The organism is Terrimonas ferruginea DSM 30193, assembly GCF_000425585.1.
Lineage (GTDB): Bacteria > Bacteroidota > Bacteroidia > Chitinophagales > Chitinophagaceae > Terrimonas > Terrimonas ferruginea.
Map to the genome: position 1 here is coordinate 75,781 of NZ_KE384399.1, position 11,624 is coordinate 87,404.

Genomic DNA, 11,624 nt, shown 5'->3' on the forward strand with positions numbered 1-11,624 from the left:
GGGCCTGATCCACACACAGATACCGCGATATGAGGGCTATTTACTACTTTTGACCTACCATGTTGCAGCAGAAGAAAATCCTTGTTGGCATTACCGGAAGTATCGCAGCGTATAAGTCCATTTCCCTGGTGCGGCTGCTGATCAAAGCGGGAGCCGAAGTCCGCGTTGTAATGACACCCGCTGCACGTGAATTTGCGTCTCCGCTGACATTGGCCACACTCAGCAAACATCCCGTACTGGCCGGGCTCGCCGAAGGCGACAACTGGACCAATCATGTGGAACTGGGACGCTGGGCCGATATAATGATCATGGCACCGCTCAGTTGCAATACCATGGCTAAAATGGCGCATGGCCTCTGCGATAATCTTTTACTCGCCGTTTACCTTTCCGCTACCTGCCCCGTGCTGGTAGCCCCCGCAATGGATGAAGATATGTGGCATCATCCCTCCACACGTCATAACCTGGATCGCCTCCGCAGCTATGGCCATGAAGTGATACCCGTAGGCACCGGAGAACTGGCAAGCGGACTTTTCGGTGAAGGGCGGATGGCCGAGCCGGAAGAGATCGTCGCCTACCTGCAGCACTATTTCAACAGGAACAAAGAACTGTCCGGACGAAAAGCCCTGGTAACGGCCGGACCCACATACGAACCGATAGATCCCGTACGTTTTATCGGCAATCATTCTTCCGGAAAAATGGGAATAGCCATCGCGGAGGAATTACTGCGCCGCGGAGCAGAAGTGACCCTGGTTCTCGGACCGGTAAACCAGTCCGTGCCCGCAGGCATCAATACCATCCGCGTGCAGACAGCACAGCAGATGTTCGAAGCCTGCGACAGCCATTTCAATGAAACGGATATAGCCGTAATGGCAGCAGCAGTAGCGGACTACACACCCGTTACGCCCGCAAAAGAAAAAATTAAAAAAGGGGCGGACGAACAGCTCGATCTGCACCTCCGCCGCACCACCGATATACTGAAGAGTCTCGGAGAACGCAAGCGCAAAGGACAGGTGCTGGTTGGATTTGCGCTTGAAACAAAGGACGCCCGTAACTACGCGCTGGGAAAATTGACATCCAAAAACGCCGATCTCATCGTCATGAATACATTGGCTGATGAGGGTGCGGGGTTTGGCACAGATACGAATAAAGTGACTTTTTTCACTGCCGGCGGTGAAGAAATAACCTTCGCACTGAAACAAAAAACAGAAGTAGCCGGCGACATCACCGACCAAATAACGAAGCTGCTCTATGCATAACATGAAAAGAATATATGGTAAACTGTTGCTGCTGGTATTCCTGCTCGGCCCTATGCTGGTTCAGGGACAGGAGATACAGGCGCGCTTCTCGATCGTAGCGGCCAAGATCAGCACACAGGTCAATAAGAATATTTTTCAGACGCTGCAGGGGGCGCTGAACAACTTCATCAACAACCGCAAATGGACCAACGATGTGTTTCAGGCGAATGAAAAAATTCAGTGCAACTTCCTGCTCAACATAGAGCAGGAGCTGGGCAACAACGTTTACAAAGCCAAACTGACCATACAGGCGGCGCGGCCTGTGTACAATACCTCTTACGATTCGCCGATCATGAACTTCATTGATGACAACGTAACGTTCCGTTATGTGGAGTTTCAACCCGTCGAATTCAACGAGAACCGTGTGCAGGGAAATGATCCCGTTGCGGCCAACCTTACCGCCGTACTGGCCTACTACATCAATATTATATTGGGACTCGATTATGATTCATACAGCCTCAAAGGCGGCGATCTTTATTTTCAGAAAGCCTGGAACATTGTCAACAATGCGCCTGAAGGAAGAGATGTGAGCGGCTGGAAATCTTTCGACAATCTCCGCAACCGTTACTGGCTCGCCGAAAACCTCAACAACAACCGCTTTGCCCTTATACATGATGCCTTGTATTCCTACTACCGCAAAGGCATGGATGTATTCCAGGAAAATGAGGAAGAAGGTCGCAACGGTATTCTGAGTTGCCTCAACTACCTCACTACGATCAATAACGATAACGCCAACTCGATGATCATCCAGTTCTTTTTCCAGGGGAAAAGTGCAGAGATTGTGAACGTATTCAAGAAAGCAAGTCCGGATATCCGCAGACGCGCGCTGGACCTGCTATCAAAACTCGACATTACCAACAGTAATGCCTACAAAGAGCTCCGATGAAACGATTGCTTCTTTCCTGTTGTCTGCTGGCGGCCATACTGGTCGGTTGTGGCAATAAAAATAAAATCCCTTCTGACATAATGCCCCGCGAGAAAATGGATTCCGTGTTGTGGGACATGTTGCGTGCCGGAGAATTTATAAACGGCTATGTACAGGTGACGGATACCGGTGCTGCGCGTGGCAGCAAATCCGTGGCGGTATATGAAGAAGTATTGCGGGTGCACAAGATTACGCGCCGGCAATTCGATGAAAGTTTTGCCTGGTACCGCGCCCATCCCGATCAGATGAAAAGGCTGCTGGATACTTTGGCCAAACGCCCTTACACCGGAGACTCCACGGGAGTAAAACGTACCGATGCCGGCAAGGATTCACTGCTGCCGGCATTAAAGGGCACCGATTCATTGTTGAAAAGAAAACGTGCCGAATTGCGGGCAATGCCTGTGCCGCAGAAGCCGGCCGAATAAAACGATTGTTATGAAAAAGGTTGTAAAGAATGCAGACGAAGCCATTGCCGACATCCGGTCGGGAACAACCCTGATGCTGGGTGGATTTGGCCTTTGCGGTATTCCCGAAAATGCCATTGAGGCGCTCACAAGGGCCGACGTAAAAGAACTGACCTGTATTTCCAATAATGCCGGTGTGGATGATTTTGGCATCGGCCTGTTGCTTCAGCAGAAGAAGGTGCGCAAGATGATCGCCTCTTATGTGGGTGAAAACGCCGAATTCGAACGGCAATTGCTCAGTGGCGAACTCGAGGTGGAGCTTATTCCGCAGGGAACGCTTGCTACGCGTTGTATGGCAGCAGGTTACGGCATGCCGGCCGTGTTTACACCCGCCGGGGTGGGCACGGAGGTAGCGCAGGGCAAGGAGGTTCGCCGGTTCGGCGACAAGGATTATCTGCTTGAATACGCCTTTGAAGCCGATTTCGCGCTCGTGAAGGCCTGGAAAGGCGATACGGCGGGCAACCTGGTGTTTCATGCCACGGCCCGGAATTTCAACCCGCTGATGGCCATGGCGGGCAAGGTAACCATCGCCGAAGTGGAAGAACTGGTGCCTGTGGGGCAATTGAATCCGGATGAGATCCATACGCCGGGCATTTATGTACACCGGATCTTCCAGGGTGTGAATTACGAAAAACGGATCGAGCAGCGCACCGTACGCGCAAAAGCCTGATCCCCATTTTTACTCCAATTTATTGCTTAAGCCATGGCATTGACAAAAGAACAGATAGCACGCCGCATTGCGCGGGAACTGCAGGACGGATATTATGTGAATCTCGGCATCGGCATACCCACACTGGTGGCCAACTATATTCCCGAAGGAATCGAAGTGGTCTTACAAAGTGAAAACGGTTTGCTGGGCATGGGGCCTTTTCCGCTTGAAGGAGAAGAAGACCCCGACCTGATCAATGCGGGAAAACAGACCATTACTACCTTACCCGGGTCGGTATTCTTTGACTCGGCGCTGAGTTTTGGTATGATACGGGCCGGCAAAGTGGATCTCACGGTACTCGGAGCAATGGAAGTCTCCGACCAGGGCGATATCGCCAACTGGAAGATCCCGGGCAAAATGGTAAAAGGAATGGGCGGAGCGATGGACCTGGTGGCCAGTGCGCGCAACATCATTGTGGCCATGATGCATACCAATCCCAAAGGCGAATCCAAATTATTACCGGCCTGCACATTGCCGCTCACCGGTATACGTTGCGTGAAAAAGATCGTAACCGAACTGGCCGTGCTCGATATTACACCTGAGGGGTTTTTGTTGCTGGAAAGAGCGCCGGGCGTATCGGTTGAAGATATCCGCAGCCGTACGGCAGGAAGATTGGTGGTGAAGGGGGAAGTACCGGAGATGGTGGTGTAAGTGAATGGTCAATCGTGAATGGTGAATCGTCAATCGTGAATCGTCAATGGTGAATCGTCAATGGGTTGTTTTCACCTTACGCCTTATACCTTTCACCTTATACCTCAATTAATCAATAAGCGTATTCTTCACTGCAAAGAAAACCAGTCCGGCGGTATTCTTGCAGCCGAATCTTTCCATCAGTCTGTCTTTAATGGCTTCCACGGTGCGTGGGCTGATGTCCATCTTCTGGGCAATTTCCTGGGCGGTAAACTCCATACAGATAAAGCGTAGTACGTCGCGTTCCTTGTCGGTGAGTGTTATTTCGCTGTTGAGAGAGGGAACTACTTTCTGGCGTGAATGGGATTTTTTGAGCAGTATGCGGTTGACGAAATTGTTGAGGTAGTATCCTTTTTCAAAAACCTCCATGATGGCGCGGCGGATTTCCTGGGGCTCTGCATTTTTCAGCAGGTAGCCGTTGGCGCCGTTTTCCATCAGGTGATAAACGAACCGTTCATCTTCATACATGCTGAGCACCAGCACTTTTACCGAAGGATATTTTTTGCTGACGATCTTGGTGGTTTCGATGCCGTCTTTTCCCGGCATGCGCAGGTCCATTAAGATCACATCGGGGTCAGCCTCCTCGATGCCTTCGAGCAGTTCGTCGCCGTGGTTGGCTTCCAATACAAATTTGATATTGCTGAAGGGGCGCAGCGACAGGATTACTCCTTTCCGGAATATCTTGTGGTCGTCAGCTATAGCTACCTTAATGGTTCCCATGAGGCGCAAAATTAATTAAAATAAACCCAAAGCCATCCGGGGTTTTCACGGTGCCGGCATTACTGGTAAGGTTCGTCCTTCGGTAGCTCGATCGTTACTTTATAATAGGTCTGTGAAATGTCTTTTTCAAACAGGATTTTGCCTTTGATCAGGCGCAGACGGCTGGTGATGTTCTTCAGCCCCAGGCCGATATTACTTTTTGTCAGTTTCTCGAAATCGGACTGGATGATGCCGCGGCCATCGTGATGGATACGGAGGAAAAATTTATTCTCGTGGATATTCTGCGTCAGGTGAATAAAGCTGGAGGAGCTGTGCTTCAGGATATTGCTCACGAGTTCCTGTACAATCCGGAACACCACCAGCTCTTTTTCTGTTTTCAGCCGTTCACGGTAGTCGTGGAAACGGCTGCTGGCGTTCATGCTGCCCGAACCGCTGATCTTCTGGAACAGGTCGTTGATGGCAGATTCGAGACCGAAATTCTTGAGCGTGGGAGGCATCAGGCTATGACTGATGTTGCGAATCAGCTGGATAGTATCATCTATGATCTGGCGTGCCTGGTATACGGACTGCAGCTGTGTAGCTTTGTCCTGATTCACCAGGTTTTCGTTGAGGTACAAACGGGCAGTGGCAAGCAGGGGGCCTGCATCATCGTGCAGGTCGGCGGCCAGGCGCTGGCGCTCTTCTTCCTGCAATTTGATGGAGGCGTTGAGCAGCATTCGCTGTTGTTCCTTTTCCATTTCCTGCATGCGGGCATTGAAGCGCGAAACTTTGCGCTGGTGCAAAACGAGCAGCAGGATGATACTTGCCGTAAGCACCACCATGCCCAACGCACCGATGATCAGTACGAAAGGAATGCCTGTAGAAGGTTGTGTAGCTTGCAGTAAGAACATGTTGGGTGCGGCAATTGATGGGTTCTAGTTAAAATCGAGGAATGGTGTTTTATGATTGGTTACAGGTTTATTACTGCCATTCTGCGTCGAACGTGTAAAAATAACAACTGCCACCACAAAAAGAAGATTTTTAATAATGTCGAAAATATAAGTAATAAACCAATAGGGACGGATTTGACTCTTGGGCATGTGGTTTATCAGGATATAAAAGAAAAATGTACCCGAAAGATACGTCAGGATGCCGATGGCTATCCAGAAAGTATACTGCTTATACAGCGGCACAGATACCTGGGACATCAGTACACGGTAAAAATAATAAAATATATAACCCAACATGAAAAGGGTATAAACGCCGATCGGCACGGAGTCCAATAATTTAGGCTGTGCATACACCAGGTAAAGGATCTGGAACACCAGCAGTGGTATGGAAATGATTGCTACCACACGTGCCACGGTGCGGCTGTTCATATTCTGGAACAGGAGATAGGTGAATGTTACATATTCAAGAAAGGTGTAAACGAAATAATACTGTTTCTCCGCCAGGTGGTCCACAAAGAAATCAAAGAAGAAATTGAAGAGAAAGAAAATGCAGCAATAGATGGCCAGGCCAAGGAAATAACGGGTGCCTTTATTCCAGAGCCATATAATGGCAAGGAGCGGAGCCAGGTAGGAGAAAGTCAGAATATTAAAAAAAAGCTGTTCTATGTTATTGGATTTACGGCCAAGTATAGAACAGCTTTTAAATAAATTATAGCGTTTTCGCTGGACGGACTAAGTAATTCTTAGTTTTCCCAAACAAAAAGGCCGTCTTCTGCATTTTCCCAGATGATTTTGCGGCTGATGGTGTCGATCTTTTTCATACCAATTAACGAGTTTAGACGGTTCAAAAATCTTTTCTGATGCAAAAATGCCCTGATTACAGGGGTGTTTCAACGGTCATTCTGCAGGTAGAATACTCTTATAATCCGATGTAATCCAGTACAGTAAAGGGTTTCGGCGAATTTACCTGGTAAACTTACTTTTTAAATTGTGGTAAATATACCAAGTAAAATTAGTAAAAATACGGTCGATAAAAACGTAATCCTACTCGTAAATTTTACGATTAATGGTAAATACTTATGCACATGTGTGGAAAAGCCTGCGTTAAAAAAGAGGTGCAGGCACCGGGCGGGCCAACCCGGATAGAGCAGATATCTGATCGGAGTGTTTGAAAATGAGCCCCTTTTCATTCATTCCACTACAAATCTAGGGGATTTGAAATGCGCACACAAGCGGAATACCCCTGTATTTTAAACCCCGCGGATTTTACGGAAACGGTCGTAAATCACGCGGGGTTTATGCTAAATTACTGATTAACAGTAGTATAATAGAAAGTGGTTTCCCTTATTTATCCTTCCTGTTCGTTAAAGTCCAGCATCCACCGGGTACCGAACTTATCTTTAAATGACGCAAACCAGCCCCAGAACATTTTTTCCAAAGCCATTTCCACCTGGCCTCCTTCAGAAAGCGCCTCAAACAGACGGCGGGTTTCCTCCAGGCTGTCCGGCGAGATGGAGATATAACTATTATTACCTTCTACCAGTTTGTGTCCCAGTGATTCGAAGGCATCGGTAGCCATGATTACATTGTTACCAACCGGAAGGGAAATGTGCATGATCTTATGGCGCAGCTCAGCCGGCATTTTCTCGCCGTCGGGCGTATCGCTAAAACGCATGATCGCACGGAATTCACCGCCAAACACAGATTTGTAAAAATTAAAAGCTTCTTCAGAAGTACCCGGAAAATTCAGGTAAGGGTTAAGGGAGATCATAATAAGAGATTTTTTATACTGAAAATGATTTTTACTCGATCACCTGGCACAGGTGTCCCGCATCGTGCACCAATTGCATCACCTGTTGGGGACATACGCCTTCTCCTTCCACCCGCAATACCTTGTCGCAATCATGAAGGTCCACATTGGCACGCCAGTGAGGGAACTGCTGATGCAGGCGCGTTACAACGACGGGCACCTGCTCCTTTTCAATATTTGTTTTAAAAATCTCTACCATGGCTGAAAGGCTGACAACCTTAAGTGGCAAACCGTTGATTGATGATTCAAATTTACTTGCCTGGCAAATGACGGAAGGGGTGTGTTTACGACAATCTGAGGGCCGTGGGCGACAATTAGCGCAACGATAATTGCAATGCGCCGGAAATACCTGCGGTTTCTGTTCTGAGCCGCGTATTACCCAACGTAACGGGTATAAAACCTGCATCAAGTGCCTGGTCGATTTCTGCGGTGGTAAAATCACCTTCGGGGCCAATCAGCAGCAGCATATCCTGCGAACGGTCCTGCTGCCATAAGCGCTCGCGTGGCCGGTCTTCGCAATGCGCAATAAACTTCAAGGGTTGTGAGGCCTCGTGTATTACCTGGTCGAGGGACAATGGTTGATACAAAACCGGCAGCCAGCATTGTCTCGATTGCAACATGGCGCTGATACAGATGGTCTGCATACGGTCGGCCCGGAACTTTTCTTTCTCGGTACGTGAAGTGAGCAGGGGAATAATTTCCCTTACGCCGATTTCTGTGGCTTTTTCAAGAAACCATTCAAAGCGGGAGGGATTTTTCAACAGGGAAATGGCGATTGATGTGCGGGGCTGTACTTCCGGCTCGTTGCTACGGTTTACCACCACCACCTTGCAATGTTTTTTATGTTCGAATGTAATGGAAGCAGTGATCAGTTGTCCTTGGCCATCGGTGAGGTTGAGTTGCTCTCCCGTCTTCATGCGCAATACCTGGATGACGTGGCGGCTGGTATCTTCTCCCAGCGTGATCTCCTGACCGGAAGCATCATCGGGAATATAGAAAAAGGGGAGTTGGGACATTTGAATTCAAAAGTAAAAATTCAAAATTCAAAAAAGGAAAAAAAGTCAATAGCAAACTGAGAGAATGGGAATAGTCCGTAAACAGCCATGGTTCGTGCATACACGAACCATGGAAAAAACTTGCGATTTATTACGGTTGTTTTACTTCAACTAAAAAAAGTCTTCGCCTTCATCGTCGGGCATCTTGTTCATCTTGCTGCTGACCTGGATGGAAAGTCTTGCTCCATCGCCTTCGCCGGTATCTACGGGTTTCCATTCGCCGGCTGGCAAGCCCATTGTGCTGTAAGGATCGTCGTCCCACATGGTGAACTTCTGGATATGCAGGAGCGCCTTGAGTTTGACTGTTTCCAGCGAACCGTTACGGTGTTTGGCGATTTTTACTTCCGTAAGACCTTTGATGTTTTCACCGTCGGCGCTTTGATTGATATCATAATATTCAGGGCGGTAAAGGAACATAACCATGTCCGCATCCTGTTCGATGGCACCTGATTCACGGAGGTCACTCAATTGTGGTACGCGGCTGCCTTCTTTTGAGCCACGTTGTTCTACAGCACGGCTCAACTGGGAAAGAGCGATAATAGGGATCTGCAATTCTTTCGCGAGGCCTTTCAGGTTACGGGAAATATTACTGATCTCCTGTTCACGGTTGGTGTTCTTTCCTTCGCTGGCGCCGCTCATCAACTGCAGGTAGTCGATGATAACCATGCCGATATTGTTCTTGTTTTTGAGACGGCGGCATTTGGCGCGCAGTTCAAAAATGTTGAGAGCGGGTGTATCGTCGATAAAAAGAGGTGCTTGTGCGAGGCGTTGGATACCGCGGGCATAGAGCTGTTTCATTTCATGCTCTTCCAGTTTACCCCGGGCGATTTTTTCCAGCCATATTTCACTTTCGGCAGAAAGCACCCGTTGCACCAGTTGACTGGCGCTCATCTCCAGCGAGAAGAAAGCGACCGGTGAAGGCTTGGTCGGATGCATCACGGCATTACGCGCCAGGTTCAGCGCGAAGGCTGTTTTACCAACCGCAGGACGTGCTGCCAGGATGATAAGGTCGGTATTCTGCCAGCCGTAGGTTACTTTATCAAGACCGGAGAAACCGCTGGGTACGCCCGTTACGTCTTCGTTCTTATGCCGGAGATCTTCGATCCGCTGAATAGTTTTAACCAGCACCGAGTCGATGGTCTCGAAGTTTTTACGAAGGTGATTATTGGTGATCTCGAAGAGTTTGCTTTCTGCATCGTCGAGCAGATCGAAAACATCTGTTGAATCTTCATAAGCGTCTCCGATGATTTCACCGCTGATGCGGATCAGTTCGCGTTGAATGAACTTCTGAAGAATGATGCGTGCATGCGCTTCAATGTGGGCAGCAGAAACAACCGAGTTGGTCAGCTTGGTGACGTAGTAAGCGCCACCCACTACGTCAAGTTCGCTGCGGCTGCGGAGTTCTTCTGCCACGGTGAGGATATCGATAGGCTGGCTTTTGTTGGCCAGGCTCTGCATGGCTTTGAAAATACGCTGATGGGCTTCAACGTAAAAACACTCTGCTTTCAGGATTTCGATAACAACGTCAAAGGCATTTTTTTCCAGCATTACTGCACCAAGCACGGCCTCCTCGAGGTCTTTGGCCTGCGGGGGTATTTTGCCATATACCATTGTGCTGAGATCGACCGAGGGCCGTCTCTTTTGCTGCTTGCGGTCTTTATTGACGTTCGATAAATCCATCGTTGAGTTACATAGATAAAGCGTTAAACCATCAGTTTCGAGCACTAATGACTTGTGGGTGAATGTCAGCCTTGTTTAAAGAAAAAATACTTCTTGATAAGGGGCGTGTTCCCGGCAGTCAGTAGCGAAATAACTCCCGTTTGGGGTTTAAAAAAAATTTTTCTTTTCGCACATTTTCTACATTCCCCGGTGCCGGTTATCCACATATTTTCTTTCCTGCTGGCTTTCAATCCCTTCCTGTAAATTACACCAAATACACGGGGTTTGTTGCCGAAAGAACCGCACACCGGTTGATAAGTTTTTTATACGAATACCCTGCTTACTAACGTTATTATTCTTCCAGGACCGGCTGCTGTTTAAAAACGTCAGCTTATGCAAACAACGTCAGCAAACTCATCTGGTCGCTGCGCAATGGTGCAGCCTGTTTTTAACACAGTGTTATGGATAGGTCATCTGTCGGGACACGACAATGACCAGGCAGGTGGCCAGGTATTCACAAGCCCGTCGGATGGAGAACTGCATAGCATCCGTCTTTACGCCGATGCCATTCCGCAACCGGGATTGTTGCGAATGAGTTTTCACCAATTTGATAACGGATTACAAAAATGGGGAGCACCGGTTGCAGAAGCGGAAGTGGATGTGCAACCGGAAGACGTGCGTAACTGGATCAGTTTTTCACTGCCGCCCGTCCGGCTTGCGCATAAACAGGAATATGGGTTCCAGGTATACAGTGCCGATGCGATGATCGGATTGGGTGAAGCTGCCGGCAACAGTCGCAATCCGTTTGAGGCGGGGGCAGCCTGGAAGACCGATGCGGCTAACCGCCAGGGTTACTTCTACCATTACTTCAGCCTGGCCTATGAGCTGGTGTTTCGCGTCTGAAGAACTACATCAGCGGAGGAAACGTATGGTCATCTTGTGCAGGAACGGATCTTCGCGCAGTACCATTCTTTTTTCCATCCGGAACATATGCGGATGGAGTCCGCCTTCCAGCCTGACAGCAAAAGAGTATTGAGCGGTAAAGGGTGTAATACTGGTAACGATGGTGCAGATCGTCAACGTGCGACCCTGTAGCAACAGGTTACTGCCCAGGGGATACTTTTCAACATCACCGCTGAGACCTTCCTGTAAGGGCGTACTGTCGAGAAAAAGATGGGTGGTAACGGAAGACGTATCACAGGTCGGCCGGAGGTGAAAGTAGATCAGCCGGCCAGATTGATCGGTACGGTAGGTGTCGTGATGGAGGCAAATGTTTGTAGCGTCGCGGAACGCATTGTTAAGCAACTTTAGTCCAGACATTGTTCAAAGGTTAAAGGTGAGGGCTAAACTAGTGTTTTCCACGGTCGC

15 protein-coding genes are annotated in these 11,624 nt (G+C 48.8%); 7 read left to right on the forward strand and 8 right to left on the reverse strand.

The annotated features are described in order from the left end of the window. The first annotated feature begins 59 nt into the window (after nucleotides 1-59). From coaBC to H608_RS0114780, 5 genes are read left to right on the forward strand one after another with little or no spacing between them, the layout of a single operon-like run. A complete protein-coding gene (gene coaBC, locus H608_RS0114760; RefSeq protein WP_028788351.1) occupies nucleotides 60-1,256 on the forward strand; it encodes a bifunctional phosphopantothenoylcysteine decarboxylase/phosphopantothenate--cysteine ligase CoaBC in 1,197 nt (398 codons plus the stop codon). Nucleotide 1,257: 1 nt separating this feature from the next. Beyond that, entirely contained in the window at nucleotides 1,258-2,181 is a 924-nt protein-coding gene (gene porD / locus H608_RS0114765; protein ID WP_028788352.1) for a type IX secretion system protein PorD, read from the forward strand. Beyond that, entirely contained in the window at nucleotides 2,178-2,645 is a 468-nt protein-coding gene (locus tag H608_RS0114770; RefSeq protein ID WP_028788353.1) for a DUF4296 domain-containing protein, read from the forward strand. The genes porD and H608_RS0114770 overlap by 4 nt, the downstream gene beginning before the upstream one ends. Before the next feature lie 10 nt (nucleotides 2,646-2,655). Next, nucleotides 2,656-3,354 carry a CoA transferase subunit A gene (locus H608_RS0114775; RefSeq protein WP_028788354.1) on the forward strand — a complete coding sequence of 233 codons (699 nt, stop codon included), beginning with the start codon at nucleotides 2,656-2,658 and terminating at the stop codon, nucleotides 3,352-3,354. A gap of 33 nt (nucleotides 3,355-3,387) precedes the next feature. Continuing rightward, the gene (locus tag H608_RS0114780) at nucleotides 3,388-4,044 is read left to right on the forward strand and encodes a CoA transferase subunit B (RefSeq protein ID WP_028788355.1); all 657 of its coding nucleotides are present in this window, start codon (nucleotides 3,388-3,390) and stop codon (nucleotides 4,042-4,044) included. Between the two features lie 108 nt (nucleotides 4,045-4,152). Here H608_RS0114780 and H608_RS0114785 read toward each other — a convergent pair whose 3' ends face one another. Genes H608_RS0114785 through H608_RS0114795 form a run of 3 tightly spaced genes read right to left on the reverse strand, consistent with a single transcriptional unit; the run spans nucleotide 4,153 to nucleotide 6,245 of the window. After that, a complete protein-coding gene (locus H608_RS0114785; RefSeq protein ID WP_028788356.1) occupies nucleotides 4,153-4,803 on the reverse strand; it encodes a response regulator transcription factor in 651 nt (216 codons plus the stop codon). 59 nt (nucleotides 4,804-4,862) lie between these two features. Further along, nucleotides 4,863-5,693: a sensor histidine kinase gene (locus H608_RS0114790; RefSeq protein ID WP_028788357.1), complete on the reverse strand. Its 831-nt coding sequence runs from the start codon at nucleotides 5,691-5,693 to the stop codon at nucleotides 4,863-4,865. Nucleotides 5,694-5,717: 24 nt separating this feature from the next. Then, complete coding sequence (locus H608_RS0114795) at nucleotides 5,718-6,245, reverse strand: hypothetical protein (RefSeq protein WP_028788358.1); 528 nt, start codon at nucleotides 6,243-6,245, stop codon at nucleotides 5,718-5,720. On the opposite strand from H608_RS0114795, the gene H608_RS24435 reads away from it, so the two are divergent. Continuing rightward, the gene (locus H608_RS24435; RefSeq protein ID WP_155990189.1) at nucleotides 6,237-6,440 is read left to right on the forward strand and encodes a hypothetical protein; all 204 of its coding nucleotides are present in this window, start codon (nucleotides 6,237-6,239) and stop codon (nucleotides 6,438-6,440) included. The genes H608_RS0114795 and H608_RS24435 overlap by 9 nt on opposite strands. 640 nt (nucleotides 6,441-7,080) lie before the next feature. Here the strand turns inward: H608_RS24435 and H608_RS0114805 are convergent. From H608_RS0114805 to dnaB, 4 genes are all read right to left on the reverse strand, one after another. After that, nucleotides 7,081-7,503: a VOC family protein gene (locus H608_RS0114805; RefSeq protein ID WP_028788359.1), complete on the reverse strand. Its 423-nt coding sequence runs from the start codon at nucleotides 7,501-7,503 to the stop codon at nucleotides 7,081-7,083. A 31-nt stretch (nucleotides 7,504-7,534) separates the two neighbouring features. Continuing rightward, nucleotides 7,535-7,741 (reverse strand): hypothetical protein, encoded by a 207-nt coding sequence (locus tag H608_RS0114810; RefSeq protein WP_028788360.1) that lies wholly within the window; start codon nucleotides 7,739-7,741, stop codon nucleotides 7,535-7,537. Between the two features lie 115 nt (nucleotides 7,742-7,856). Next, the gene (locus H608_RS0114815; RefSeq protein ID WP_038008642.1) at nucleotides 7,857-8,558 is read right to left on the reverse strand and encodes an RsmE family RNA methyltransferase; all 702 of its coding nucleotides are present in this window, start codon (nucleotides 8,556-8,558) and stop codon (nucleotides 7,857-7,859) included. A gap of 150 nt (nucleotides 8,559-8,708) precedes the next feature. Beyond that, nucleotides 8,709-10,277: a replicative DNA helicase gene (dnaB, locus tag H608_RS0114820; protein ID WP_028788362.1), complete on the reverse strand. Its 1,569-nt coding sequence runs from the start codon at nucleotides 10,275-10,277 to the stop codon at nucleotides 8,709-8,711. A 372-nt stretch (nucleotides 10,278-10,649) separates the two neighbouring features. Here dnaB and H608_RS0114830 point away from each other — a divergent pair, with 372 nt between their 5' ends. Further along, entirely contained in the window at nucleotides 10,650-11,159 is a 510-nt protein-coding gene (locus H608_RS0114830; RefSeq protein WP_155990190.1) for a hypothetical protein, read from the forward strand. A 9-nt stretch (nucleotides 11,160-11,168) separates the two neighbouring features. Here H608_RS0114830 and H608_RS0114835 read toward each other — a convergent pair whose 3' ends face one another. Further along, complete coding sequence (locus H608_RS0114835) at nucleotides 11,169-11,576, reverse strand: hypothetical protein (protein WP_155990191.1); 408 nt, start codon at nucleotides 11,574-11,576, stop codon at nucleotides 11,169-11,171. Nucleotides 11,577-11,624: the final 48 nt, after the last annotated feature.

Bases quoted from the DNA above. Each gene is read 5' to 3' on its own strand.
- coaBC (WP_028788351.1), top strand. From the start codon at position 60: ATGTTGCAGCAGAAGAAAATCCTTGTTGGCATTACCGGAAGTATCGCA.
- porD (WP_028788352.1), top strand. From the start codon at position 1,258: ATGAAAAGAATATATGGTAAACTGTTGCTGCTGGTATTCCTGCTCGGC.
- H608_RS0114770 (WP_028788353.1), top strand. From the start codon at position 2,178: ATGAAACGATTGCTTCTTTCCTGTTGTCTGCTGGCGGCCATACTGGTC.
- H608_RS0114775 (WP_028788354.1), top strand. From the start codon at position 2,656: ATGAAAAAGGTTGTAAAGAATGCAGACGAAGCCATTGCCGACATCCGG.
- H608_RS0114780 (WP_028788355.1), top strand. From the start codon at position 3,388: ATGGCATTGACAAAAGAACAGATAGCACGCCGCATTGCGCGGGAACTG.
- H608_RS0114785 (WP_028788356.1), bottom strand. From the start codon at position 4,803: ATGGGAACCATTAAGGTAGCTATAGCTGACGACCACAAGATATTCCGG.
- H608_RS0114790 (WP_028788357.1), bottom strand. From the start codon at position 5,693: ATGTTCTTACTGCAAGCTACACAACCTTCTACAGGCATTCCTTTCGTA.
- H608_RS0114805 (WP_028788359.1), bottom strand. From the start codon at position 7,503: ATGATCTCCCTTAACCCTTACCTGAATTTTCCGGGTACTTCTGAAGAA.
- H608_RS0114810 (WP_028788360.1), bottom strand. From the start codon at position 7,741: ATGGTAGAGATTTTTAAAACAAATATTGAAAAGGAGCAGGTGCCCGTC.
- H608_RS0114815 (WP_038008642.1), bottom strand. From the start codon at position 8,558: ATGTCCCAACTCCCCTTTTTCTATATTCCCGATGATGCTTCCGGTCAG.
- dnaB (WP_028788362.1), bottom strand. From the start codon at position 10,277: ATGGATTTATCGAACGTCAATAAAGACCGCAAGCAGCAAAAGAGACGG.
- H608_RS0114830 (WP_155990190.1), top strand. From the start codon at position 10,650: ATGCAAACAACGTCAGCAAACTCATCTGGTCGCTGCGCAATGGTGCAG.
- H608_RS0114835 (WP_155990191.1), bottom strand. From the start codon at position 11,576: ATGTCTGGACTAAAGTTGCTTAACAATGCGTTCCGCGACGCTACAAAC.